Below are 25371 nucleotides of genomic sequence, written 5' to 3' on the forward strand. Positions count from 1 at the left end.
TACTGAGGCATTTGTATGGCTATGACAGTCCATTGCGACATCGTCAGTGCGGAAGAGCAGCTGTTCTCCGGGTTGGTGGAAATGGTCATCGCCCATGGTCACCTCGGTGACCTGGGGATCCTGCCCAACCACGCGCCCCTGCTCAGCGACCTCAAGCCGGGCCCGGTGCGCGTGATCAAGCAGGGCGGCGAGGAAGAAATCTTCTACATCTCCGGCGGCTTCATCGAAGTGCAGCCGAACATGGTGAAGGTTCTCGCCGACACGGCTACCCGCGCCAAGGACCTCGACGAGGCCGCCGCCCAGGAGGCCGTCAAGGCCGCCGAGAAGGCCCTCAACGAGCAGGGTGCCGAGTTCGATTACGGCTCGGCAGCCGCCCGTCTGGCCGAAGCTGCTGCGCAGCTGCGGACCATCGAGGCACTGCGCAAGAAGTACGGTCGCGGCTGATTCGGCGCACCGCATTTCCGCAAGACGAAAAAGGGTAGCTTCGGCTACCCTTTTTTCATTTTTGGCAGGGCCGCCCGGCCCCGCATGAAGCCCATCGCGCGCGGCCGAGCGCCGGCGCCTCGTTCAGGATGCATCCATGTCTCTCGATATCGTCATTCTCGCCGCCGGCCAGGGCACCCGCATGCGCTCGGCCCTGGCCAAGGTTCTTCACCCGGTGGCCGGCAAGCCCATGCTCGGCCATGTCATCGACACCGCCCGCCAGCTCTCGCCGCAAAGCATCCAGGTGGTGATCGGCCATGGCGCGGAAAAGGTGCGCGAGCGCCTGGCGGCCGATGATCTCGCCTTCGTGGTGCAGGAGCAGCAGCTGGGCACCGGCCATGCCGTGGCCCAGGCACAGCCGCACCTGAGCGCCGAGCGCGTGCTGATCCTCTACGGCGATGTGCCGCTGATCGAGCCGGCGACCCTGCAGCGTCTGCTGGAGCAGGTGACCCCCCGCCAGTTGGGGCTGCTCACCGTGCAGCTGGCCGACCCCACCGGCTACGGGCGCATCCTGCGCGATGCCGCCGGCGAGGTGCAGGCGATCGTCGAGCACAAGGACGCCAGCGAGGCGCAGCGCGCCATTCGTGAAGGCAACACCGGCATCCTCGCCGTACCCGGCCGCTGCCTGGGCGATTGGCTGGGCCGGCTGTCCAACAGCAACGCGCAGGGCGAGTACTACCTGACCGACGTGATCGCCATGGCGGTGGCCGACGGCCTGCGCATCGCCACCGTGCAGGCCGCCGACGAGATGGAAGTGCTGGGCGCCAACGACCGCATCCAGCTCGCCCAGCTGGAACGCCATTACCAGAGCCGCGCCGCGCGCCGCCTGATGGCCCAGGGCGTGACGCTGATCGATCCGGCGCGTTTCGACCTGCGCGGCGAGGCCACCGTGGGCCGCGACGTGCTGATCGACGTCAACGTGATTCTCGAAGGCCAGGTGGTGATCGAGGACAACGTGCAGATCGGTCCGAACTGCGTGATCAGGGATTCCGTGCTGCGCGCCGGCGCCATCGTCAAGGCCAACTCGCACCTGGAAGGCGCGGAGCTGGGCGAGGGCGCCGATTGCGGCCCGTTCGCCCGCCTGCGTCCCGGCGCGGTGCTGGGCAAGAAGGCCCACGTCGGCAACTTCGTCGAGCTGAAGAACGCGGTGCTCGGCGAAGGCGCCAAGGCCGGTCACCTCAGCTACCTGGGCGACGCCGAGATCGGCGCGCGTACCAACATCGGCGCCGGCACCATCACCTGCAACTACGACGGCGCCAACAAGCACCGCACGGTGATGGGCGAGGACGTGTTCATCGGTTCGAACAGCTCGCTGGTGGCGCCGCTCAACCTGGGCGCCGGCTCGACCACCGGCGCCGGCTCGACCATCACCCAGGACGTGCCGGCCGACAGCCTGGCGGTCGGGCGCGGCAAGCAGCGCAACATCGAGGGATGGAAGCGTCCGGTTAAGAACAAGCCGCAGGCCTGACGGAACGCCGGCCTTTAATGGGCTTTTGTAGGAGCGGCTTCAGCCGCGATGCTGTTCGGCTTTTGGGTATGTTCACGCTCAAAAGCTCGCGGGCGAAGCCGCTCCTGCAGGTCCGTGTTCCCTCCGCTTTCTCCTTGCAGCCGAACCGCTGCTATGTTTTGATTCGCGCCCTGAAAGTTTCGGATCGAAACATGCCGCTTCCCAAACGCAATACGCTGCAGCGTCGACACGCCCTCCTGGCCTTGCTCGCCGAGCAGGGCGAGGTGAGTGTCGATGCCTTGGCCAAGCGTTTTGCCACTTCCGAAGTCACCATCCGCAAGGACCTGGCGGCGCTGGAAAAGAACGGGCTGTTGCTGCGTCGCTACGGTGGCGCCGTGCCGATGCCGCAAGAGCTGATCGCCGACGAGCCGACGCAGAGCGCTTCGCCCTGGAAGCAGGCCATCGCGCGTGCCGCCGTGGGGCTGATTCGCGAGCATGCGCGGGTGATCATCGACAGCGGCAGCACCACCGCCGCGATGATTCCCCAACTGGGGCGCAAGCCCGGTCTGGTGGTGATGACCAACTCGCTGAACGTGGCCAACGCGCTGCGCGAGCTGGAGCATGAGCCGGCGCTGTTGATGACCGGCGGCACCTGGGACCCCCATTCGGAATCCTTCCAGGGCCAGGTGGCCGAGCAGGTGCTGCGTTCCTACGATTTCGACCAGTTGTTCATCGGTGCCGACGGCATCGACCTGGAGCGCGGCACCACCACGTTCAACGAACTGCTCGGCCTGTCGCGGGTGATGGCCGAGGTGGCCCGTGAAGTCATCGTGCTGGTGGAGAGCGACAAGATCGGCCGGCGCATTCCCAACCTGGAGCTGCCCTGGGCGCAGATCCATACCCTGATCACCGATACGCGCCTCGAAGACGACGCGCGCAAACGCATCGAGGCCCATGGCGTGAGGCTCATCTGTACCGCCATGGCCGAGCACCCCTAAGGAGAAACAACCATGTGTGGCATCGTAGGCGCCGTCGCCGAACGCAACATCACGCCGATCCTGCTCGAAGGCCTCAAGCGCCTGGAATACCGAGGCTATGACAGCGCCGGCATCGCGGTCATCGACAGCGATGGCCAGCTGATGCGCCTGCGCCGCTCCGGCAAGGTCGCCGAGCTGGAACAGGCCCAGCAGCAGGAGCCCCTGAGCGGCCGCCTCGGCATCGCCCACACCCGCTGGGCCACCCATGGCGCACCGTGCGAACGCAACGCCCACCCGCATTTCTCCAGCAACGAAATTGCCGTGGTACACAACGGCATCATCGAGAATCACCAGGCCCTGCGCGAGCAGCTCAAGGGCCTGGGCTACCTGTTTACTTCGGATACCGACACCGAGGTCATCGTCCACCTGCTGCACTACAAGCTGCACGAGATGGGCGACCTGGCCGCAGCGCTCAAGGCGGCCGTGCAGGAACTGCACGGCGCCTACGGCCTGGCGGTGGTCGCCGCCAGCCAGCCGGACCGCATCCTTGCCGCGCGCAGCGGCAGCCCGCTGGTGATCGGTCTCGGCCTGGGCGAAAACTTCCTGGCCTCCGACCAGTTGGCCCTGCGCCAGGTGACCGACCGTTTCCTGTACCTGGAGGAGGGCGACATCGCCGAGATCCGCCGCGACAGCGTGCGCATCTGGGACGTGGAAGGCCGCGAGGTGCAGCGCGAGACCCTGCAGTTGCAGGACGGCGCCGAAGCCGCCGACAAGGGCGAATACCGCCACTTCATGCTCAAGGAAATCCACGAGCAGCCCAAGGTGGTGCAACGCACCCTGGAAGGCCGTCTGGCTGACGATCAGGTGCTGGTGCAGGCGTTCGGCCCGCAGGCCGCCGAGCTGTTCGCCAAGGTGCGCAACGTGCAGATCATCGCCTGCGGCACCAGCTTCCACGCCGGCATGGTGGCTCGCTACTGGCTGGAAGGCCTGACCGGCATTCCCTGCCAGGTGGAAGTGGCCAGCGAGTTCCGTTACCGCAAGGTGGCGGTGCAGCCGGACAGCCTGTTCGTGACCATCTCCCAGTCCGGAGAAACCGCCGACACCCTGGCCGCGCTGCGCAACGCCAAGAGCGCCGGCTACCTGGCCAGCCTGACCATCTGCAACGTGGCCACCAGCTCGCTGGTGCGCGAGTCCGACCTGTGCCTGCTGACCAACGCCGGCCCGGAAATCGGCGTGGCCTCTACCAAGGCCTTCACCACCCAGTTGGTCGGCCTGCTACTGCTCACCCTGGCCCTGGGCCGCAGCCAGCAGCGCCTGGCCCCCGGACTGGAAGCCGAGCTGGTCGGCGAGCTGCGCCGCCTGCCCAGCCGCCTGGGTGAGGTGCTGGGCATGGAAAAGGCTGTGGAAAAGGTCGCCGAGCTGTTCGCCGAGAAGCATCACACCCTATTCCTCGGCCGCGGGGTCCAGTACCCGGTGGCCATGGAAGGGGCGCTCAAGCTCAAGGAAATCTCCTACATCCACGCCGAGGCCTACCCGGCCGGCGAGCTCAAGCACGGTCCGCTGGCCCTGGTGGACAGCGACATGCCGGTGGTCACCGTGGCGCCCAGCGACGAGCTGCTGGAGAAGCTCAAGTCCAACCTGCAGGAAGTGCGCGCGCGCGGCGGCCAACTGATCGTCTTCGCCGACGAACAGGCCGGCATGGACAAGGAGGACGGCGTGCAGGTCATCACCATGCCGCACGTGCACGAGGTGCTGGCGCCGATCTACTACACCCTGCCGCTGCAGCTGTTGTCCTACTACGTCGCCGTGCTGCGCGGCACCGACGTCGACCAGCCGCGCAACCTGGCCAAGTCGGTGACGGTGGAGTAATACGCAGCACTTCTGGTTGGAAACCCCGCGCGGCATCCTCTGCGGCGCCGTGTTTGTCGTACTGGCGTGACCCGCGCCGCCACCGCGGGCTCGCCTCGTCATCCCCGTATCGGTCTGAACTTATCCGGGTGTCCCCTGTTCTACAGGTGAACGTGCTTCGCCACGCCTGCCGGGACCGTGGGTGCGGTGTGGCCGACCCACAAAGGCGTGACCGCCCGTAAGGAGGCTCAGCGGGGGTCGCATTCGGTGGATGAGCTTGGCCAGGTTGCATGCGCCATGACGAAGACCAGCGAGCTGATCGTTTGCGAATACTGCGACGCGGTCTATCGCAAGTCGCCGCTGGCGCGTCACCAGCGCTCGGTCTGCGTGCGTTGCGGGGGCGTCCTCCAGCGCCATGTCGGACTTTCCGTACAGCAGCGTCTGGCCTTGAGCGTGACGGCCGCCATCCTGATGGTTTACGCCCACTTCTACCCGGTGATGAGCATCAGGCTGCAGGGCGTGAGCAACTCCGCGACGCTGTGGGACTCGGTTCGGATCCTCAGCGAGGGCTCCATCACCTTCATGGCGCTGGTAGCCGCCCTGACCATCATCATCGCGCCCATCCTGCAGGTGTTGCTGCTGATCTGGGTGTTGGTGTTCGCCATGGGCCACCGGCGCTCACCGGCGTTCGCGCTGTGCATGCGCGGGCTGGAAAGTCTGCGGCCGTGGAACATGCTCGAGGTGTGCCTGCTCGGCGCGCTGGTGGCGGTGATCAAACTGGCCGGAATGCTCGATGTGATACCGGGTGTAGGGCTGATTGCCCTGGCCGCCCTGAGCGTGGTGTTGATTTACATCGCTGGGCGCGATGTGCGCGATCTCTGGGACAGGCTATGAACGAGCCTCCGCTGGCCACCACCCTGAACCTGTGCCTGTGCCATGGTTGCGGCCTGGCCTGCGACATGCAGGAGAGTCCGCAGCGTTGCAGCCGCTGTGGCGCACCGCTGCACTGGCGCAAGAGCGATGCCATTGCCCGCACCTGGGCCTACCTGCTGGCGGCCCTGGTGTTCTACATACCCGCCAATGTGGTGCCGGTCATGCATACCAGCATGTTTGGCAGCGGTGGCGGCAGCACCATCATCGGCGGCGTCGTGGAATTCTGGAAAGGCGGCGCCTGGGATATCGCGCTGATCATCTTCATCGCCAGCATCGGCGTCCCCTGCATCAAGTTCCTGGGCCTGTCCCTGCTGCTGATCACCACCCAGCGGCACAGCGACTGGGCGCTGCGCCAGCGCGCCCAGCTCTATCGCTTCATCGAGCTGATCGGCTACTGGTCGATGCTGGATGTGCTGGTCGTGGCGCTGGTCGCCGCGCTGGTGCAGATGCAGGAGCTGGGCACCATCGAGCCCCGCCCGGGCATCCTGTTCTTCGGCCTGGTGGTGGTTTTCACCATGCTCTCGGCCATGAGTTTCGATCCCCGCCTGATCTGGGACGGCGCGACGTCCCGGGGAGACGGCTGATGCAGCAGACGCCGCCGCAACCGGCCCCCATCAAGACCCGGCGCTGGAACGTGTCGCTGGTGTGGATCGTGCCGATCGTGGCCCTGCTGCTGGGCGCCTCGCTGGTGGTGCGCAACTGGATGCAGGAAGGTCCGACCCTCACCATTACCTTCAGGACCGGGGAAGGACTGGTGGCCAACAAGACGGAGGTCAGGTACCGCAATCTGGCCATCGGTCAGGTGACCGCGATCAAGCTGGCCGAGGACAAGAAAAGCGTGAAGGCCACCGTGCGCCTGTCCAAGGAGGCGGAGTCGTTCGCCAGCGAGGATTCCCAGTTCTGGGTGGTGCGTCCGCGCATCGGCGCCAGCGGCGTCACCGGGCTGGATACCCTGGTGTCGGGCAGCTTCATCGGCGCCGACGCCGGTCAGTCGACGCGGCGCGCCGAACATTTCATCGGGCTCGAATCTCCACCGCCCATCACCTACGGGGAGGAGGGCAAGCGCTTTCTCCTCTCGGCGCCGGACCTTGGCTCGCTGGACATTGGCTCCCCCATCTATTACCGCAGGATTCCGGTGGGCCAGGTGATTTCCTACGCGCTGGATGCCGATGGCAGAAGCGTCACCATCGAGATTTTCATTCGTGCCCCACACGATGCGTATGTCACCGCGAGTACCCGCTTCTGGAATGCCAGCGGCATCGATGTGACCCTGGACGCCAAGGGCATCCGGGTCGATACCGCGTCGCTGGCATCGATGCTGGCCGGTGGGCTGGCCTTCCGTTCCCCGGCGTTTGCCCCGGTCGGCCAGCCCGCGGCACAAGGACAGCGCTTCCAGCTGTTTGCCGACGAGCAGAGCGCGCTGGCGCCACCCACCGGTGAAGAGAAGTTCATTCGCCTGCGCTTCGATCAGGCGATGCGCGGGCTGGCGGTGGGCGCACCGGTTGAGTTCATGGGGGTCGAGTTCGGCAAGGTCATTGCGGTGCAACTGGACTTCGATGAAGAGAAGCGGACGTTCCCGGTCATGGTCGATGCGGTGATCTATCCGGATCGTCTCGGGCCGGCCCATGCCAAGATGCTCAAGGCGCTGAAGCACTCACCCGACGACGAAACGGCCACCGCGCGGCTGATCGGCAATTTCGTGGAGCATGGCCTGCGCGCCCAGGCGCGCAGCGGCAGCCTGCTGACCGGTCAGCTGTACGTGTCCCTGGACTTCTATCCGCACGAGCCGCCCGTAGAATTCGATCTGTCGGAGCGGCCGATCCGCATTCCCACCATGCCCGGCAACCTGGAAAGGGTTCAGGAGCAACTGCAGCAACTGGTCGACAAGCTCAGTCAGCTGCCGTTCGAACGCATCGTCACCAATCTGGATGGCAACCTGAACGAGCTGCGCCAGGGGCTCCGCTTCTTCAATCGGCAGACCCTGCCGGGTCTGCAGACGACCCTTGAAGAGCTACAAAAAACGCTGGAGTCGGCCAATCGCACGCTTGCCGACGATTCCCCGCAGCGACAGCAACTCAACCAGGCCCTCAATGAGCTGCGGCGCATGTCCCGTTCGCTGCGCGAGCTGACCGACTATCTGGGCCGGCATCCCGAATCGCTGATCCGGGGCCGCCCGAAAGCCTCCGAACCCTGAGGGGGAGCCCATGTCGATGCTGCCCGAATACCTGTCGAGTCGCCTGGCGCCGGCCCTGGCGATCGGTCTGGCGCTGATCCTCGCCGCCTGCGCGAGTGAGCCGGTCAACTTTCACACCCTGGTTCCCTCTTACGGGGCGCCGGCCGCTGCTCAGACACCGGGCATGGATATCCGCCTCGAGCCGGTGGCGGTGCCGGCTCAGGTGGACCGTACGCAAATCGTCATTCGCCAGGGACGCAGTGGCCTGTGGGTCCTCGAAACCGAGTGGTGGGGCGCTCCACTGGTCGACGAAATCCACAGCGCATTGCAGTACCAGCTGAATCCACCGCCAGGTTCGCCGCCGACCCAACCCAAGGCTTCGCTATGGGTCGACGTGCAACGCTTCGATTCGGTGCTCGGGGAGTACGCCCTGCTGGACGTGAAATGGCGGCTCAAGCCGCTGGGTTCGGGCGCCGAGACCCATTGCCATACGGTCCTGAAAACCCCGGCCGGCGACGCCCTGGAGACGTTGGTGAATGCGCACCAGACCAATCTGATCACCCTGGCGGCGTTGGTCGTCGAGGCGAGTCGCGGCCGGTTGCGCAGCTGCGCGGGCGGCGGTGGATAAGTTCGGGACCACCGCCTGGAAGGGTTGGGGGGGCGCACCGGGAATGCCCCGGATGAACAACCTACCCAGAGATCACATCGAGCCGACGGATCGGCGCCCACGCCGCCGCAGGCGCAGCGGGTCGAGCAGAAGCACCATCAGGCTGGCGTACAGGCTGATGGCGATGAAAAGGCTCATGCGCACCGCGAAGGCATGGTAGACATCCTGCCCATTGGCGCTGTCCTGCACCGACAGGCCGAGCAGGATGAGCATGGTCGCCTGGGTGTTCAGCCAGAATCCCGGGCTTTGCCGGCTCGGCCGCAGGCCGTAGAGCTTGCGCGCCAGCAGCAGACCGACCAGCAGCATCCACAGGAAAAACATCCACAGGTGCACGAACAGGCCCAGCGCCCACCAGAACAGCATGGCCAGCAGGCCGCCGAGCAGGGTCGAGCCGAGCAGTTCCCGGACGGCCGTGCGCACCGGGGTCCCACCGCTCTGCTGGCCAAGGCTGACCGCCTTGAGAATGATCGCCAGGTAAGCGGACGGGTCGATCAGCGCCAGTAGGTAGGTCGGCATCACCACCAGCGTGGCCTGCAAGGCGATCCAGTCGGCATCCTCGGACAGCGGCGTCACCGCCGGCGCGGGCGTTACGCCGGGCGGTTCGGGAAACAGCACATGGCCGATCCACAGCGCCAGCACGGCGAGCAGCAGCCCCTGGACCAGCGCGCCGATCACCGCGAGCGCCAGGTCGAACTCGACGCTGCCCAGCGCGGAAATCATCGTCAGCCCGATCACCAGAAAGGTAGTGACCAGCGTGCTGCCGCTGCCCCGCAAACCACGACGAAAGGCCAGGAACAGCGCCACGGCCACCAGCAGCAGGGCGGCTAGCGGGGTGTGCTGCAGGAGCGGAATCAGCAGCAGCCCGCCGCTGGTGGTAAGCACCACCAGCACGATCAGTCCCAGGCACGCCTTGAGCGGCAGTGGCTGCTTGAGTCGGGCGAGCAGGAACGTGGCCAGCAGCGGGGCAATGAACGGCAGCGGCAGGCCGAGACCGAAGCTGGCCGCCAGGCACAGCGCGGTGCCGCAGGCCAGGCGCAGCGCCCGGCGGGCCCGCGGATCAGTAGGCATAGGCCAGCCAGCTCATCAGGTAGAGGAACCCGCGGCCGAGCGGATTGAGAGGGTTGCCCCGGGTGGGGAAGGCCATGACATCCGCCTGGCCGCCCACGCGGATGCCCCGCAGGTGGGTCAGTTCGTCGCGATCGATCTCGACGATCACCGGAAAACGCTGCGCCGGGCGCAGCCAGTCCCGGCTGTTCTCCACGCTCGGCAGGCTGCCGGGCGCGGTGCTCGAGCCGACACTGACGCCATAACCGACGCTGCGCACCCGGCCACTGAAGACCCGGCCGGGCAGGGCATCCAGCACGATGCCCACCGGGGTGCCGGGCACCACCCGGCCCAGGTTGTTCTCGGTCATCTCCGCCTGGATCCACACATCCTGCAGGGTAATCAGCGTCATCACCGGATTGCCGGCCACGGCGAACTGGCCGACGTCGGTGCGCAGGTCGGTGATCAGCCCGGCCGTGCGGGCCCGCACCTGGGTATTGGCCAGGTCCAGCTCGGCCTTTTCCAGGGTGGCGGCCGCGCTGCGCAGCAGGGCGTTCTGCTCTTCGCTGCCGCCCTGCTGTTCACGGGCGCGTTGCACCTCGGCCTGGGCCATCGCCACCTGGCTGTCGGCCTCGGCGTGGGTGGCCCGCGACACTTCCAGGCGGCGCAGGGAGATGGTGCCCGGATCGTCCCGGTACAGGCTTTCGAGGCGCTGGCGATCCTGCCGGGCCTTGAGCGCATTGGCTTCGGCGGCCGCCAGCTTGGCCAGCGCCGAGTCGATGCCGGCGGTGCTGGCGGCGATCTGCCGGCGGGTCGATTCGAGATCGGCGCGGGCCCGCGCCACGGCGATCCGGTACTGCTCGGGGTCCACCTCGAAGAGCAGTGCGCCGGCGTCGACCATCTGATTGTTGCGCGCCTGCACACGCACCACCCGGCCGGCCACTTCCGCCGCCACCGGCACGATGAAGGCCTGCACACGGGCCTGCTGGGTATAGGGCGTGAAACGGTCGGCGAGCAGGTACCAGACCAGGCTGACGACGATCAGCCAGACCACCCGGCGAACGCCCTTGTCCACCGGCGCGCTGGGCGCGGCGGGGGGCGTTTCCGGTTCCGCCACCGAGGCGGCGGGCTGCTCGTTCATCGGGGCGCTCCTGTGCCGGGCTCGTCCAGTAGATCGCCCCAGTGGGTGCGTTGTTGCATCTGCTCGCGGGTCGCCGCGTCGACCCAGGGTTGCGTGCCGTACCAGCCGCCACCGAGTGCCCGGTACAGGGCGATGAGGTTGCTGACCGCGCTGTAGCGGGTCAGCAGGTAGCTGTCCTGTTGCACCAGCAGGGCCCGCTGGGCATCCAGCACGCGCTGGAAGTCCGCCAGGCCTTCGCGGTACTGGGCGCTGGCCAGGCTCAGCGAGCGTTCGGCCGATTGCGCCGCCTCGCCGAGGATGCGCTCGCGCTCCAGTGCCTTGCTCAGGCCGCGGGCGGCATCATCGGCCTCGCGCGCCGCCTGGCGGACGGCGTCGCGGTAGACCTCGATCAACTGCTGCAGGCGGGCGTCCTGCACGCGGACGTTGTGACGGGTGCGGGTGAAATCCAGGTTCCAGCGCAAGCTGGGGCCGCCAAGCAGGTCCAGGGTGTCGGGCGCGCCGCTCAGCGAGCTGGTGGACCAGACGATGCTGCCCAGCAGGCTCAGCGACGGGTAGAGATCCGCCTGGGCCACGCCGACCAGGGCCGACTGGGCGGCGACATTCAGCTCGGCGGCGCGAATGTCCGGCCGGCGGCGCAGCAGATTGGCCGGAACGTCTTCCAGCACGGCGTGATCGACCAGTGGGATCAACCCCTCACGCTCGGCCAGTTCCGCCAACGGAGCCGGTGGTCGGCCGACCAGCACGGCCAGTGCGTTGCGTGTGTTCAGCACCTGGTCCTCCAGCTCGGGAATGCTGCTCGCCGTGGCCAGGTACTGGGTCTTGGCCTGCTGCAGATCGAGTTCGTCGCTCTGCCCGCTGGCAAACAGCTTTTCGGTAATTTCGAAGCTGCGCTTCTGCAGCGCGGCATTTTCCCTCGCCACGCGCAGGCGGGCCTCGGTGGTACGCAGCAGGTAATAGGTGTCCGCGACCTGCGCCCGCAGCAGCACGCGCACATCGTCGTAGTTGGCCTGGGCGGCGAAATAGCTGGCGTCGGCCGCTTCGATGGCGCGGCTGAAGCGGCCCCAGAAGTCCAGTTCCCAGCCGATATCCACGCCCAGGCTGTGCTGCCAGAAGTGGCTGTCCTGCGGATTACGGCCGCCGGACTGCTGGCGGTCCAGGTACAGGCTGTCGGCGCTGGCCTGCTGAACCTGGGGATAACGGCCACGACTGGCAATGCCCAGCTGGGCACGCGCCTCCATGATCCGCAGACCGGCGATCCTCAGGCTGCTGTTGTGGATATCGGCCTCGGCGATCAGCCGGTCGAGCAGCGGATCGCCGAAGACCTGCCACCAGGCGGACACATCCGGCTCCAGCCGCTGCTGGCTGGCCAGTGCAATGGCCGGACTGTTCCAATGATCGAGCCAGACTTCCCCCGGTGGCTGAAAGTCCGGGCCCACGCGCATGCAGCCACCGATGACCAGGACGCCCAGCAGCCACGGGTAGCGCGCCATCGCGGCGGCGGCGCTTCAGTGGTCAGGCCCAGCGGGCTGGGGTTGGTCCCTGACCCATTGCCAGAACAGCTGATAACCGACGGCCAGTACCACCGGCCCGATGAACAGGCCGATCACCCCGTTGGTGACCATCCCGCCCAGGGCGCCGATCAGCACCACCGGCATGGGCACGTTGACGCCCCGGCCCAATAACAGGGGTTTGAGCACGTTATCCGCCAGTCCGGCAATGAACACGTAAATGGCGAACATCATGGGCACGGTGCCGAAGCCTTCCGTGCTGAACACATAAATGATGACCGGGATGGTGATCAGTGTGGCCGGCAACTGCATGATGCCCAGCAGCAGAACCGCCAGGGCCAGCAGGCCGGCGCCGGGAACGCCCTTGATCACCAGGGCCACGCCGACCAGCAGCATCTGGATGAAGGCGATGCCCACCACGCCCATCGCCACGGCACGGATGGTGGCGGTGCACAGCTGGGCGATCTGCGGGCCTTTCTCCGGCCCGGAAAGGCGCGAGGCGATGTCGACCGCGCTGCGGTTGCCCAGCTCGCCATAGGCCATGAAGATGCCGGCGATGATCAGCGCGACAATGAAGATCAGCAGGCCAATGCCGAGGCCGGCGAGGGAGCCGAGGGCGAGCAGCAGGGCGGCCTTGATCTGCGGCGCAAAGCGTTGCATCGCACCCGTAAGATCGGTGGAGGCCTGCAGCCAGGTGTCATACAGCGGCCAGCCGGCCAGCGACGCGGCGGGCGGTGGCACGCGGAAATCGCTGCTGCGGACCAGGCCCACGGACTTTTCCACAGACTCGACCAGCGAAGCGCCCAGCAGGGTGAGGGGTACCAGCAACACCACCACGGCAACCAGCACCAGTAGCGTGGCGGACCAGCCATCATGGCCGCCCAGGCGGGCACGCACCCGGCGGTGCAGCGGATACAGGGTGACCGCCAGGATCACCGACCAGAGCATCAGGTTGAGGAACGGACGGAAGATTTCGAAGCAGAACAGCACCAGCACCACGATCAGGCCGGCGCGAATCAGCACATCGAGCAGGTCGCGCGCCTGATTGGAGTACGCGAAGGGCGGCATCGGCATCGGGGTCTCCTTGCCGCGCTGCGGCGCGGCGAGAGGGGCAACCCTCCGATAGACAGCGCGCCAGGGCAGATTGCACGTCGGGAACGGGCTGACGGCGTGCGTGGCCGCGCATCGGAAAACCGAGCCCGCCAGGCACTTCGTCAAGAATCCACCGGTCGGAATTTACACAGCTTCGGATACCGCACTGGTGGTAGGGGTATTCTCCGCTCCGGGCATCGTCGCCGAGGATGTCGCTGCAGTGGTGCTCCCCATTTTTCGGGAGATCAACTCATGATTGGGCGCACGAGTTTTCAGCTGCGCAAGCGAGTTCTGCTGGTCGATGATGACCTGGGACACCCGAACGGGGTACGCGGCCGGGTGTTGCAGGAACTGACGAACGAGTTCCGCTCACGCAACACCGACGTGATTGGTGCCGCTTCCTATGAGGACGGCATGGCCGCGGTGGTGTCCGACGCCGCGCTGCATTGCATCTGCGTCGACTGGACGCTGGGCCGCAACGATACCGAGAGCCATGCCCAGGCGCTGGAGCTGTTGCGCGCCATCCGCCAGCGCCACGAACGGGTGCCGGTGTTTCTGATGGCCGATCGCGATGCCAAGCGCAGCATCACCGTCGAAGCCATGGAGCTGGCCGACGAATTCCTCTGGATGCTGGAAGACACCGCGCCGTTCGTCGTCGGACGGGTTCTCGCCGCGATCGAGCGCTACCTCGACCACCTGCTGCCGCCGTTCACCGATGCGCTGATCCGCTACACCCTGAAGGAAGAGCACTCCTGGGCGGCGCCCGGCCACCAGGGCGGCATCGCCTTCACCAAGTCGCCGATCGGGCGGGTGTTCTTCGATTTCTTCGGCGAGAACCTGTTTCGCGCCGACAGCGGCATCGAGCGCGGCAACCTCGGCTCGGTGCTCGACCACAGCGGCCCGGTCGGCGAGTCCGAGGCCTATGCCGCGCGGATCTTCGGCGCGCACCTGAGCTATGCGGTGCTCAACGGCACCTCCGGCTCGAATCGCACGATCTTCATGGCCTGCGTCGGCGAAAACCAGTTCGCCCTGTGCGACCGCAACTGCCACAAATCCATCGAGCAGGGCCTGGTGCTATGCGGCGGCCTGCCGGTGTACATGACCCCGACCCGCAATCGTTTCGGCATCATCGGTCCGCTGCTGCCGGAACAGTTCGACCCGCAGCGCATTGCCGCCGCCATCGCCAACCATCCCCTGCGTGCCCAGGCGCAGGACGACCAGCCGGTCTATGCGGTGCTGACCAACTGCACCTACGACGGCATGTGCCTGAATGCCGAACGCGCCGAGGCCCTGCTGGCGCAGAGCAGCGACCGTATCCACTTCGACGAGGCCTGGTACGGCTATGCGCGCTTCAATCCGCTGTACCGCGGGCGCTTCGCCATGCGCGGCGATCCGCTCGAACACCGCGCCGACGCGCCGACGGTGTTCGCCAGCCACTCCACCCACAAGCTGCTGGCGGCGCTCTCGCAATCTTCGTTCATCCATATCCGCAACGGCCGCAAGCCGATCGAGCACAGCCGCTTCAACGAGTCCTTCGTGATCCAGGCCAGCACCTCGCCGCTCTACCCGATGTTCGCCTCCAACGAGGTGGGCGCGGCGATGATGGACGGCAGCGGCGGCTACAGCCTGACCCAGGACGCGATTCGCGAAGCGGTGGACTTCCGCCAGGCGCTGGCGCGTGTCCATCGCGAGTTTGCCAGCCGTGGCGACTGGTTCTTCCAGCCGTGGAACGCGCCCCGGGTTCGCGACGCAAGCGGCACGTGGGTCGATTTCGTCGATGCCGATGCCGAGCTGCTGGCGACGGATCCTGCCTGCTGGGAACTGGAGCCGGGTGCGCAATGGCACGGCTTCGCCGGACTGGAAGAGGGCTGGTGTCTGCTCGATCCGATCAAGGTCGGCATCATGGTGCCGGGCATGGGGGTCGACGGCACACTGGAGGCCGAAGGCATCCCCGCGCCCGTTCTCGGCGCCTTCTTCTACCGCAACAACATCGTGCCCTCGCGCATCACCGATTTCATGGTGCTGTGCCTGTTCAGCATCGGAGTGACCAAGGGCAAGTGGGCCACCTTGATCAACGTGATGCTGGCCTTCAAGCGCCACTACGACTGCAACCTGACGCTGGAGCGGGTGCTGCCCGATCTGGTGGCCGCGCATCCCGCGCGCTACAGCGGCATGGGCCTGCGCGATCTGAGCCGCGAGATGTTCGAGCACATGCGCAGCAGCCGCATGGACAGTCTGCAGGCCGAGGCCTTTGGCCAGCTGCCGCCGATCGAGCGCAGCCCGCGCGCCGCCTTTCAGGCCCTGCAGGCCGGCGACGCCGAACTGCTGCCGCTGTCGCAGGCGGCGGGCCGGGTCACCGGCGTCGGCGTGATGCCCTATCCGCCGGGCATCCCGATCGTCATGCCCGGCGAGAACCTGGGGCCGGCGGATGGCCCCTGGCTTCGTTACATCGGGGCCTTGCAGGACTGGGGCAACCGGTTTCCCGGATTCGAGAAGGAAGTGTCAGGGGCGGTGCACAAGGACGGCGACTACCACTTCTGGTGTTTGAAGTAAGCCAAACGTTGCCTGTGCCGCGGCCCTGTCCCCGGCGACAGCCGTAGCCCGTCCTCCAAGAGGGTTTTGCAATGAGTCACTCGCAAACGCCGCTGCCCCCATCCCTGGCGCAGCGCTATCCGGTGCTGATCGTGGCCAGTACCCAGGGGCATGAGGACAGCATCATCCTCAGCAGAGCTCAGGCGGTCATGCGGGCACTGCAGGCCCATGACCTGGAGGTTGAGCTGGCCAGCTCCCTGGGCGATGCTGAAATCGCCTTCCACGCCAATCCCGCCTATTGCTGCGTGATCCTTGCCTGGGGCCTGTGCGAGCAGGACCTGGACAAGGCCCGGCAGGTGATCCGCCTGATTCGCCAGCGCACCGCCCAGCTGCCGATCATGCTGGGCATGAGTCAGGCGCACCAGCGGCGCGTGCCGCTGCAGTTCGTCGAGCAGATGGACGGCTTCATCTGGCTGCCGGAAGACAGCCCGGACTTCATCGCCGGACGCATCGCGGCGGCCGCCAGCCGTTATCTCGACAGCATTTTGCCGCCGTTCTTCGGCGCGCTGGTCAACTTCGCCGACACCTGCGAATACTCCTGGCACACCCCCGGCCATACCGGCGGCACCGCCTTCATGAAGACCGCGGTGGGGCGCAGTTTCCTCGACTTCTACGGCGAGCAGATGCTGCGCTCCGATCTCAGCGTGTCGGTCGGCGAACTGGGCTCGCTGAACGATCACTCGGGGCCGATCGCCGAGGCGGAACGCTATGCGGCGCGGGTGTTCGGTGCCGACTTCACCTTCTTCTCGGTGGGCGGCAGCTCGGCCAGCAACCAGATCATCCTGCACGCCTCGGTCACCGACGGCGATGCCGTGCTGGTCGACCGCAACTGCCACAAGTCGCTGAACTACGCGCTGAACCAGTCCGGTGCGGTGCCGCTGTACCTGCGTCCGCGGCGCAATGCGCGCGGCCTGATCGGCCCGGTGCCGCAGAGCGAGCTGAGCCCCGAGGCGGTGGCGAAGAAGATCGCCGAAAGCCCGCTGGCGCGCGACAAGCAGACCCGCCCGGTGCTGGCGGTGCTGACCAACTCGACCTATGACGGGCTCTGCTACAACGTGCAGACCACCACCCGCGAGCTGAGCAAGACGGTCGACCGCATCCACTACGACGAGGCCTGGTACGCCTATGCGCGCTTCAACCCGCTCTACGAGGGGCGCTACGGCATGCACCGCGGCGAGCGGCACGCCGACGATGCCACGGTGACCGTGACCCACTCCACCCACAAGCTGCTCGCCGCCCTGTCGCAGGCGTCGATGATCCATATCCGCTCGGGCAAGGTGCCGGTCAAGCCGGCGCTTTTCAACGAAGCCTTCATGATGCACACCTCCACCTCGCCGCAGTACAGCATCATCGCCTCCACCGACGTGTCGGCGAAGATGATGGACGACGCCGGCGAATACCTCACCGACGAATCCATCAGCGAGGCCATCGCCTTCCGCCAGGCGATGGCGCGGCTGGGCAATGAAATGCGCCAGCGCGATGCCCAGGACTGGTGGTTCGGCGTGTGGCAGCCGGACGAGGTGGAGGGGGTGCCGTTCGCCGACCTCGATCCACGCGTGCTGCGCCACGGCGACGCTTGGGTGCTCAAGCCCGGCGACACCTGGCACGGGTTTGGCGACCTGGGGGCGGACTACTGCATGCTCGACCCGATCAAGGTCACAGTGCTGACGCCAGGGCAAAGCCTGGAGGGCGAGATGGAGGGCAGCGGCATTCCGGCGCCGCTGGTGTCGTCCTTCCTCTCCAGCCGCGGCATCGTGGTGGAGAAGACCGAGCCCTATTCGATCCTGTTGCTGTTTAGTGTCGGCGTGACCCGTGGCAAGTGGGGTTCGCTGGTCGCCGGGCTGATGGAGTTCAAGCGCTATTACGACGCCAACACGCCGCTGGAGCAGGTGATGCCCGAGCTGGTGGCCGAGCACGCCGCGCGCTATGCCGGCATGGGCCTGCGCGACCTGGCCGAGGCGATGCACCAGGACATGCTGGATTCGAACCTGCTGCACAACATGGACGCGGCCTTCAGCCTGCTGCCCGATCCGGTGGCCTCTCCGCGCGACACCTATGCGCGGCTGGTGAAGGGCGAGATCGAACAGATCGCCGTGCGCGACATGCTCGGCCGCACGGCTGCCGTGCAGATCGTGCCGTATCCGCCGGGCATCCCGTTGATGATGCCGGGCGAAAAGGCTGGCGCCGACAAGCGCGCCATCATCGATTACCTGCTGGCCATGGAGCTGTTCGACAGCCATTTCCCGGGCTTCGGCCATGACAACCACGGCGTCGAGGTGGAGCACGACGCCGAGGGACAGCTCACTTACAGGGTCTACGTGGTCAAACAGTAACGCCCGGCTCCCGCCGCCCGGGCGCGCTGCCCGGGCACAGGGCCGCCGCCGAGGACAGCGCGAGGAGTCTGGTATGGCTGAGTCAAGCAAGAAGATGGGCCTGGTGGGCCTGACCACCCTGGTGGCGGTCAACATGATGGGCTCGGGCATCATCATGCTGCCCTCGAACATGGCACAGCTGGGCGCCGTCTCGCTGCTGTCGTGGATCGTCACGGCGATTGGCTCGATGGCCATCGCCTACTGCTTCGCCCAGTGCGGCCTGCTCTGCAACCGCTCGGGTGGCATGTCGGCCTACAGCGAGGAGGCGCACGGCAAGTCGGCGTTCTTCCTGTGCTCCTTCCTCTACTTCCTGTCGCTGGCCATCGGCAACGTGGCGATCGGCATCTCGGCGGTCGGCTACCTGTCGTCGTTCGTGCCCTGGCTGAGCAGTGGCGCCATTCCCCTGTTCATCGGCACGGTCGGCCTGCTGTGGATCACCACGGTGGCCAACTTTGGCGGGCCGAACATCACCGGCAAGTTCGGCACGGTCACCGTCTGGGGCGTGATCATCCCGGTGGCCGGCCTGAGCCTGATCGGCTGGTTCTGGTTCGAGCCGGAGGTGTTCGCCGCCGCCTGGAACCCGAACGACATCGCCGTCAGCGATGCCATCACCCAGAGCATCCCGCTGACCCTGTGGGCCTTTCTTGGCATGGAGTCGGCCGCGCAGAGCTCCGACGCCGTGGAGGATCCCAAGCGCAACGTGCCGCTGGCCTGCCTGTTCGGCACCCTGGGCGCGGCGGTGGTGTATGTGCTGTCGACCACGGTGATCCAGGGCATCGTGCCGAACGCCGAGTTGGCCAACTCCTCGGCGCCGTTCGCCTATGTGTATGCGCAGATGTTCAACCCGGTGGTCGGCAACATCATCATGGCGTTGGCCGTGATGGCCTGCGTCGGTTCGCTGCTGGGCTGGCAGTTCACCCTCGCGCAGACGGCCAAGATGACCGCCGACCAGGGCATGTTCCCGAAACTGTTCTCCCGGGTCACGGCGGCGAACGCGCCGATCATCGGCATGATCGTCTGCGGCGTGCTGCAGACCCTGCTGGCGCTGTCGACCATTTCGCCCAACGCCAGCGAGCAGTTCGGCAAGCTGGTCAGCCTGGCCGCGGTGACCAACCTGATCCCCTACGTCACCGCGCTCACCGGCCTGCTGGTGATGATGTACAAGGCCGATGTCAGCCAGGCGGTGTTCAGCCGCAACGTGGCGGTTCTGTTGATCGCGATGGCCTACTCGTTCTATGCGATCTATGCCTCCGGCAAGGATGCGGTGTTCGGGGCCACCATCGTGCTGGTGGTGGGTTACCTGCTCTACGGCTTCATCGCCAAGAACTTCGTCAATGAGCGGCCCGCCGTCGTCGCGGGCAGCTAGGCGGGGTCTTTCCGATTGCCAAGACATCCGAAGGTAGGGACAGGAGATGAACATGAAGCCATACAACCCCGTCAGTCTGCTGCTCGCCGGCCTGTTCGCGCTGCTACCGGTGCTGGCTGGCGCCGATACGCTCGAACGTGTGCGCATGAGCAATACGTTCAACCTGGGTTATCTCCCCGATCTCGTGCCGTTCAGTGGCGAGGAGGGCGGCAAGGTCAGCGGCTACGGTATCGACCTGTGCCTGAAGATTGCCGACCGGGTCCAGAAAGAGCTGGGCCTGACCGACATGCGGGTGAACTACCAGGCGGTCAGTGCCGACACGGCCGTCGGTGCCGTGCGCGCGGGCGAGATCGATATTCTCTGCACCCCGACGCCGGAAACCCTGGAGCGGCGCAAGTCGGTGAGCTACTCGCGGCCGGTGTACACCGCCGGCCTTTCCGTGGCGGTGCGCGAAGACGCCGCCCCGGCGCTGGTCAGGGTGCTCAGTGGCGAAGCGGTGCACACCGGCCCGACCTGGCGCGCCACCATCAACCAGGGGCTGGCCAACCACACCTACGCCACCATCGAAGGCGGCATCACCGAAGACATGATTCGCGACCGGATGCGCAAGCTCGGCGTGATCGCCACCCTGGTCACGGTCGCCAGTCACGAGCAGGGCCTGCAGCTGGTCGCCGAGCGCAAGGCCGATGCGTTCTTCGGCGAGCGCATGCTGCTGCAGAGCGGTCTACGCAAGGGCGCATACGCCGAGCAGATGAGGGTGCTCGACACCATCTTCGCTTTCGCTCCGGTGGCCATGGCCGTGGAGCGCGGCGACGAGGACTTCCGGCTGCTGGTGGATACTGTGATCAGCGAGCTGTACCGCTCGGGCGGCATCGAGCAGTTGCACAAACAGTACCTGGGGGATCTCCGCGAGGGGGCAAGGCAGCTGTTTTCTGTCTATGCCCTGCCATAGGGCGAGACGGCCAGCCGGAATAGGTCTTCGGTGGCCTTCCGCGCCGGCGCCCTGATTAACCCATCAAGACAGGAGCAACACCATGAAGCGTTCCCGCATCGCCATCTCCGGGCTGTTGTTTTCCGCGCTGGTGCTCGGAGGTTGTGCCTCGAAGGACATCACCCAGCCGGAACAGTATTCCGGCTTCCTATCGGACTATTCGCGCCTGCAACCGGCTACGTCGGCCACCGGCCAACCGGTGATGCGCTGGATGGCGCCGGGGGTCAAGGTGGACAACTACCGGTACATGCAGGTGCAGTCGATCAGCTTCTATCCCGCCCCGAAGCCGACCGAGCAGATCAGCAGCCCGACCCTGGACGAGCTGCAGACCTACGCCCGTCAGCAAATCAAAACCGCCTTCAGCCGGCGATTCCAGTTGCTTGAGCCGGGCGCGCAGCCCCGTCCGAACACCTTGATCCTGCGGGCGGCCATTACCGGTGTGGAAGCCGAGGCCGAAGGACTCAAGCCCTATGAGGTGATCCCGATCGCGCTGGTGGTCGCCGCCACGACGAGCGCCACGGGTACCCGCGACCGTACGACGGAATTGTTCCTCGAGGCCGAGCTGCTCGACGCGAGTACCGGTCAGCCGGTGTTGCAGGTGGTGCGCAAGGGGTTCGGCGAGGAGTTGGAGAACCGCGAGGAGCAGGTCACCCTGGCGACCCTCAAGGGCGTGATCGATGGCATCGTGCGCGATATCGAGCGCTTCGAGTAGGGCTGCATCCGTGCCACCGCCGGCCCGGGTGTTCAGCCGGCCGCCAGGCGCGGTGCGCGGCCCGGCAGGCCCGGGGGCACTGATGAGCGGCTATCCCGCCGGACCGTCGGGCATCTGTCATGCACTACCTTGAAAGCGTTGGGACGCTCAGATCGCAGTTCTGCCACGCAAGGCGGGTACGCGGACCGACGATGCAGGAGCAATGCATCTCTTGCCGGCGGGCACGCCAGCCGGGCGAGCGATGCAGCCGTGATCGCGCTGAGCATTGAAGAGGGCGTCCCGTGCCAACGTACAGCCATCGCCTGTCGTGTTCCGGCCTAGCACTGGCCCTGCTGCTGGGGCTGGGCGGGTGCGGTGACGAGCCGCCACCCGCCGCGGCCGTACCGGACATCCCGTTCGTCACTGTCGCCCCGCAGGACGTGAGCATCCCCCTGGACGTGGTGGGCGAAACCATTGGTTCCGTCGATGTGACCATCCGCGCCCGGGTGGACGGTTTCCTCGAAGGCATCCATTTCAAGGAAGGCACCTTTGTCGATCAGGGCGCCCTGCTTTACACCATTGATCCCCAACCCCTGCAGGCCAAGGTTGCGCAGGCGCAGGCGCTGCTGGCCCAGGCCCGTACTGCCATGGTCAAGACCCGGTCGGACCTGGAGCGCATCCGCCCGCTGGCCGCGATGAATGCCGTCAGCAAGATCGACCTGGATGCCGCCGTGGCCAACTACGAAGCCGCGAGGAATCAGGAGGCGGCGGCCAAGGCGCAGGTGCAGCTGGCGCAGCTGGAGTTGGGCTACACGCAGATCCATGCGCCCGAGGGAGGGCTGATCGGCCTGTCGCAGGCCGAGGTCGGTGACTACGTCAGCCAGAGCAACAATGGCGGGATGCTGAACGTGATCTCGCGCACCGACCCGATTGGCGTGCGTGTCTCGATCACCGAGCGCGGCTACCTGGAGGCGGTACGGCGGCTGGCGGCGGCCACCGAGCGGGGCGAGGCCGACGGGATGCACCAGCGCACCCTCAAGCTGATCCTCGCCGACGGCAGTCTGTATGACCACTTGGGAACGCCCACCAAGGTCGATCGCAACATCGATCCCACCACCGGCTCGCTGACCATCGAAGCCGAGTTCCCCAACCCCCGGAACCTGCTGCGTCCAGGCATGTTCGCGCGCATCCGCTTCGATGCCGACGCGATCCAGGGCGCCATCCTGCTGCCGCAGCGGGCGATCAGCGAACTGCAGTCGGTCCACCGGGTATTCGTCATCAAGGCGGACGATACCGTGGAGGTTCGTCAGGTGCGGGTCGGGCCGCGGCTGGGCAGCTACTGGGTCATCGAATCCGGCCTGCAGGCCGGGGAACGGGTCGCGGTGGAGGGGTTGTTGCGATTGCGCCCCGGCATGACCGTGCGTCCACGCCCGGCCGGGACGGGGGATCTGCCGCCGGTGGCGGTGGGTGGCCAGAATGGGTGAGTTCTTCGTCCGCCGCCCGGTGTTCGCGATGGTGATCTCGATCCTTATCCTGATCGTCGGCCTGGTGGCCATGGGGCGCCTGCCCATTGCCCAGTACCCGGACATCACGCCACCGGAAATCAAGGTCGAAGCCACTTACGACGGCGCCAATGCGGTGAACGTGGAGCAGTCGGTGGCCACGCCGCTGGAGCAGAAGGTCAACGGCGTGGAGAACATGCTGTACATGAAATCGACCAACGCCGGTAACGGGCAGATGACCCTGTCGGTGGCCTTCGAGGTGGGCTCGGACCAGGACATCTCCAACGTGCTGGTACAGAACCGCGTCTCGGAAGGCGCCGCGCAACTGCCCGAGGAAGTCAAACGGCGGGGGGTGAAAATCAAGAAGGCGCTGGCCTTCCCGCTGATGCTGGTCACCCTGCGCTCGCCCAATGGCAGCTTCGATGCCGACTTTCTCACCAACTACATGTCGATCAACGTGCTCGACGAGGTCTCGCGTATCCAGGGGGTCGGCCAGGTCACCATCTTTGGCGGCTCCGACTATGCCATGCGCATCTGGATCAAGCCGGACCAGCTCAGCCGGCTGGCGCTGACCGTGCCGGACATCATCAACGCCGTGCAGCAACAGAACGTGCTGACCCCGGCCGGCAAGCTGGGCGGCCCGCCGGCGGCGCCGGGCACCGAGTTTGCCTACGCGGTGCAGACCCGGGGGCGACTGGAGACTCCGGAGCAGTTCGGCGAAGTGGTCGTGCGCTCCGACCCGGATGGCTCGCAGGTGCTGCTGCGCGACGTGGCGCGCATCGAGCTGGGAGCCGAGACCTACAACCAGATCGGCGCCTTCAACGGCCGGCCGGCGGCCGTGATGGCGGTCTATCAATTGCCCGATGCCAACGGTTTGCAGGTGGCGGAGCACATCCGTGCCGCCATGCAGCACATGCAGGCGCGCTTTCCCCAGGACATCGAATACGTGATCTCGCTGGACACCACCAAGCCGGTGTCCGCCGGCATCGAGGAAATTGTCCACACCCTGTTCGAGGCCACCGTCATCGTCACCCTGGTGGTGTTCATTTTCCTGCAGAACTTCCGCGCCACGCTGATTCCCACGCTGGCGGTGCCGGTGGCGCTGATCGGCACCTTCGCGGTGTTTCCGCTGCTGGGTTTCTCCATCAACACCTTCTCGCTACTCGGCCTGGTGCTGGCCATCGGCATCGTGGTGGATGACGCCATCGTGGTGGTGGAGGGGGTGTCGGAAAAGATGGAGCGGGGCATGGAGCGGCGCCAGGCGACCATCGAGACCATGAAGGAGGTCAGCGGCCCGGTGATCGCCACGGCGCTGTCGCTCACCGCGGTGTTCGTGCCGGTGGCGGCCATGTCGGGCATCACCGGGCGGCTCTATCAACAGTTCGCGATCACCATCGCCATCTCGGTGTGCATTTCGGCGGTGGTCGCCCTGTCGTTGAGTCCGGCGCTGTCCAGCACCCTGCTCAAGCCCCATGAGCATGGCGCCCGCCAGGGCTTGCTGGGGCGCTTCTTCGCCCGCTTCAACCGGGTTCTGGACAAGGTGACGGATCGTTACATTGACCTGACCGCCCGCTTCACCCACCACCCGCTGCGCGCGCTGCTGGTGCTCGCCATGCTGGTGGTGGCGCTGTTCGTGCTGTTTCGCGCGCTGCCCGGCGGCTTCGTGCCGGAAGAGGACCAGGCCTACCTGATGGCCAACCTGCAGCTGCCCGACGCCGCGTCACTGGAACGCACGCACGCCGCGGCGACCAAGGTCGAGGCCATCCTGGCGGCCGAACCGGCCATCGAGTCGTACACCACGGTGACCGGCTACAGCTTCCTCTCCGGCGCCTCATCCACCAACAACGCCTTCGTTTTCATCCAGCTCAAGGACTGGGATGAGCGCCCGGCGGCCGAGGATCTGGCTACCCGGGTCGCGCACCGGCTCAACGGCCAGCTGGCGGTCATCAACGAGGGCATCGCCATCGCCTTCGGTCCGCCGGCCATTCCGGGCCTGGGCACCGGTTCGGGTTTCTCGATGATGTTGCAGGATCGCAGCGGCAACTCCCCGGACTACCTGGCCGAGCAGGCCAAGGCCTTCATCGAGGCGGCCAGCGAGCGTCCGGAGCTGAGCGGGCTGTACACCACCTACCGGGCCACGGTGCCGCAGATCTTCCTGGACGTGGATACCCCGAAGACCATGAAGCTCGGGGTCGCGCCGGGCGACGTCAACCAGACCCTGGGTGCTTTCCTTGGCGGGGCCTATGTCAACGATTTCAATCGCTTTGGCCGGCTGTACAAGGTGTATGTGCAGGCCGAGACCGATTACCGCCGCGACCTGGCCGACGCGTCGCTGTTCTACGTGCGCAACAGCGGCGGCGAGATGGTGCCGATGAATACCCTGCTGACCAGCGAGGCCACCAGCGGCCCCGAATTCACCTACCGCTTCAACATGTTCCGCGCGGCCGAGATCACCGGCCGGCCGGCGCCGGGCTACACCTCGGCGCAGGCGCTGCAAGCCCTGGAGGAGGTGGCCGCCGCGGAGCTGCCCAGCGACATGTCCTA

General features: G+C 66.5%; 19 protein-coding genes. 15 read left to right on the forward strand and 4 right to left on the reverse strand.

The features are described 5' to 3' along the window. Positions 1-15: 15 nt before the first annotated feature. From VL129_RS02800 to VL129_RS02835, 8 genes are all read left to right on the forward strand, one after another. On the forward strand, positions 16-444 hold the full coding sequence (locus VL129_RS02800) for a F0F1 ATP synthase subunit epsilon (protein ID WP_325409839.1): 429 nt from the start codon (positions 16-18) through the stop codon (positions 442-444). Positions 445-580: 136 nt separating this feature from the next. Further along, complete coding sequence (gene glmU / locus VL129_RS02805) at positions 581-1951, forward strand: bifunctional UDP-N-acetylglucosamine diphosphorylase/glucosamine-1-phosphate N-acetyltransferase GlmU (protein WP_325409841.1); 1371 nt, start codon at positions 581-583, stop codon at positions 1949-1951. Positions 1952-2142: 191 nt separating this feature from the next. Continuing rightward, positions 2143-2928 carry a DeoR/GlpR family DNA-binding transcription regulator gene (locus tag VL129_RS02810; protein WP_325409843.1) on the forward strand — a complete coding sequence of 262 codons (786 nt, stop codon included), beginning with the start codon at positions 2143-2145 and terminating at the stop codon, positions 2926-2928. A 12-nt stretch (positions 2929-2940) separates the two neighbouring features. Further along, positions 2941-4776, forward strand: coding sequence for a glutamine--fructose-6-phosphate transaminase (isomerizing) (gene glmS / locus VL129_RS02815; RefSeq protein ID WP_325409845.1), 1836 nt, complete (start codon positions 2941-2943; stop codon positions 4774-4776). A gap of 276 nt (positions 4777-5052) precedes the next feature. Further along, positions 5053-5649, forward strand: coding sequence for a paraquat-inducible protein A (locus VL129_RS02820; RefSeq protein ID WP_325409847.1), 597 nt, complete (start codon positions 5053-5055; stop codon positions 5647-5649). After that, positions 5646-6272, forward strand: coding sequence for a paraquat-inducible protein A (locus VL129_RS02825; protein WP_325409849.1), 627 nt, complete (start codon positions 5646-5648; stop codon positions 6270-6272). Before VL129_RS02820 ends, VL129_RS02825 begins: the two co-directional genes overlap by 4 nt. Beyond that, entirely contained in the window at positions 6272-7882 is a 1611-nt protein-coding gene (locus VL129_RS02830; protein WP_325409851.1) for a PqiB family protein, read from the forward strand. The genes VL129_RS02825 and VL129_RS02830 overlap by 1 nt, the downstream gene beginning before the upstream one ends. 16 nt (positions 7883-7898) lie before the next feature. Further along, the gene (locus tag VL129_RS02835) at positions 7899-8489 is read left to right on the forward strand and encodes a PqiC family protein (protein ID WP_325409873.1); all 591 of its coding nucleotides are present in this window, start codon (positions 7899-7901) and stop codon (positions 8487-8489) included. Between the two features lie 72 nt (positions 8490-8561). On the opposite strand, the gene VL129_RS02840 is transcribed toward VL129_RS02835, so the two are convergent. Genes VL129_RS02840 through VL129_RS02855 form a run of 4 tightly spaced genes read right to left on the reverse strand, consistent with a single transcriptional unit; the run spans position 8562 to position 13289 of the window. Then, positions 8562-9596 (reverse strand): DUF2955 domain-containing protein, encoded by a 1035-nt coding sequence (locus tag VL129_RS02840; protein WP_325409853.1) that lies wholly within the window; start codon positions 9594-9596, stop codon positions 8562-8564. Beyond that, entirely contained in the window at positions 9586-10713 is a 1128-nt protein-coding gene (locus VL129_RS02845) for an HlyD family secretion protein (RefSeq protein ID WP_325409855.1), read from the reverse strand. Before VL129_RS02845 ends, VL129_RS02840 begins: the two co-directional genes overlap by 11 nt. Then, positions 10710-12203, reverse strand: coding sequence for an efflux transporter outer membrane subunit (locus VL129_RS02850; protein ID WP_325409857.1), 1494 nt, complete (start codon positions 12201-12203; stop codon positions 10710-10712). The genes VL129_RS02845 and VL129_RS02850 overlap by 4 nt, the downstream gene beginning before the upstream one ends. Positions 12204-12218: 15 nt before the next feature. After that, entirely contained in the window at positions 12219-13289 is a 1071-nt protein-coding gene (locus tag VL129_RS02855) for an AI-2E family transporter (protein WP_325409875.1), read from the reverse strand. A 276-nt stretch (positions 13290-13565) separates the two neighbouring features. Between VL129_RS02855 and VL129_RS02860 the strand changes: the two genes are divergently transcribed. The 7 genes from VL129_RS02860 to VL129_RS02890 form a co-directional block, all read left to right on the forward strand. Beyond that, positions 13566-15866 carry an Orn/Lys/Arg family decarboxylase gene (locus VL129_RS02860; protein ID WP_325409859.1) on the forward strand — a complete coding sequence of 767 codons (2301 nt, stop codon included), beginning with the start codon at positions 13566-13568 and terminating at the stop codon, positions 15864-15866. Positions 15867-15937: 71 nt separating this feature from the next. After that, complete coding sequence (locus VL129_RS02865; RefSeq protein WP_325409861.1) at positions 15938-18238, forward strand: Orn/Lys/Arg family decarboxylase; 2301 nt, start codon at positions 15938-15940, stop codon at positions 18236-18238. A gap of 73 nt (positions 18239-18311) precedes the next feature. Continuing rightward, entirely contained in the window at positions 18312-19643 is a 1332-nt protein-coding gene (gene potE / locus VL129_RS02870) for a putrescine-ornithine antiporter (RefSeq protein ID WP_325409863.1), read from the forward strand. A 46-nt stretch (positions 19644-19689) separates the two neighbouring features. Continuing rightward, positions 19690-20595, forward strand: a complete 906-nt coding sequence (locus VL129_RS02875; RefSeq protein ID WP_325409865.1) for an amino acid ABC transporter substrate-binding protein — start codon at positions 19690-19692, stop codon at positions 20593-20595. An 82-nt stretch (positions 20596-20677) separates the two neighbouring features. Next, positions 20678-21346: a DUF3313 domain-containing protein gene (locus VL129_RS02880; protein ID WP_325409867.1), complete on the forward strand. Its 669-nt coding sequence runs from the start codon at positions 20678-20680 to the stop codon at positions 21344-21346. A 281-nt stretch (positions 21347-21627) separates the two neighbouring features. Next, complete coding sequence (locus tag VL129_RS02885) at positions 21628-22809, forward strand: efflux RND transporter periplasmic adaptor subunit (RefSeq protein ID WP_325409869.1); 1182 nt, start codon at positions 21628-21630, stop codon at positions 22807-22809. Then, positions 22802-25371: efflux RND transporter permease subunit (locus VL129_RS02890; RefSeq protein ID WP_325409871.1), on the forward strand; the 2570-nt coding region annotated here is incomplete at its 3' end. The genes VL129_RS02885 and VL129_RS02890, both read left to right, overlap by 8 nt.

The sequence above is a fragment of the Pseudomonas sp. genome (assembly GCF_035497915.1).
Taxonomy (GTDB): domain Bacteria; phylum Pseudomonadota; class Gammaproteobacteria; order Pseudomonadales; family Pseudomonadaceae; genus Serpens.

Bases quoted from the DNA above. Each gene is read 5' to 3' on its own strand.
- VL129_RS02800 (WP_325409839.1), top strand. From the start codon at position 16: ATGGCTATGACAGTCCATTGCGACATCGTCAGTGCGGAAGAGCAGCTG.
- glmU (WP_325409841.1), top strand. From the start codon at position 581: ATGTCTCTCGATATCGTCATTCTCGCCGCCGGCCAGGGCACCCGCATG.
- VL129_RS02810 (WP_325409843.1), top strand. From the start codon at position 2,143: ATGCCGCTTCCCAAACGCAATACGCTGCAGCGTCGACACGCCCTCCTG.
- glmS (WP_325409845.1), top strand. From the start codon at position 2,941: ATGTGTGGCATCGTAGGCGCCGTCGCCGAACGCAACATCACGCCGATC.
- VL129_RS02820 (WP_325409847.1), top strand. From the start codon at position 5,053: ATGACGAAGACCAGCGAGCTGATCGTTTGCGAATACTGCGACGCGGTC.
- VL129_RS02825 (WP_325409849.1), top strand. From the start codon at position 5,646: ATGAACGAGCCTCCGCTGGCCACCACCCTGAACCTGTGCCTGTGCCAT.
- VL129_RS02830 (WP_325409851.1), top strand. From the start codon at position 6,272: ATGCAGCAGACGCCGCCGCAACCGGCCCCCATCAAGACCCGGCGCTGG.
- VL129_RS02835 (WP_325409873.1), top strand. From the start codon at position 7,899: ATGCTGCCCGAATACCTGTCGAGTCGCCTGGCGCCGGCCCTGGCGATC.
- VL129_RS02840 (WP_325409853.1), bottom strand. From the start codon at position 9,596: ATGCCTACTGATCCGCGGGCCCGCCGGGCGCTGCGCCTGGCCTGCGGC.
- VL129_RS02845 (WP_325409855.1), bottom strand. From the start codon at position 10,713: ATGAACGAGCAGCCCGCCGCCTCGGTGGCGGAACCGGAAACGCCCCCC.
- VL129_RS02850 (WP_325409857.1), bottom strand. From the start codon at position 12,203: ATGGCGCGCTACCCGTGGCTGCTGGGCGTCCTGGTCATCGGTGGCTGC.
- VL129_RS02855 (WP_325409875.1), bottom strand. From the start codon at position 13,289: ATGCCGCCCTTCGCGTACTCCAATCAGGCGCGCGACCTGCTCGATGTG.
- VL129_RS02860 (WP_325409859.1), top strand. From the start codon at position 13,566: ATGATTGGGCGCACGAGTTTTCAGCTGCGCAAGCGAGTTCTGCTGGTC.
- VL129_RS02865 (WP_325409861.1), top strand. From the start codon at position 15,938: ATGAGTCACTCGCAAACGCCGCTGCCCCCATCCCTGGCGCAGCGCTAT.
- potE (WP_325409863.1), top strand. From the start codon at position 18,312: ATGGCTGAGTCAAGCAAGAAGATGGGCCTGGTGGGCCTGACCACCCTG.
- VL129_RS02875 (WP_325409865.1), top strand. From the start codon at position 19,690: ATGAACATGAAGCCATACAACCCCGTCAGTCTGCTGCTCGCCGGCCTG.
- VL129_RS02880 (WP_325409867.1), top strand. From the start codon at position 20,678: ATGAAGCGTTCCCGCATCGCCATCTCCGGGCTGTTGTTTTCCGCGCTG.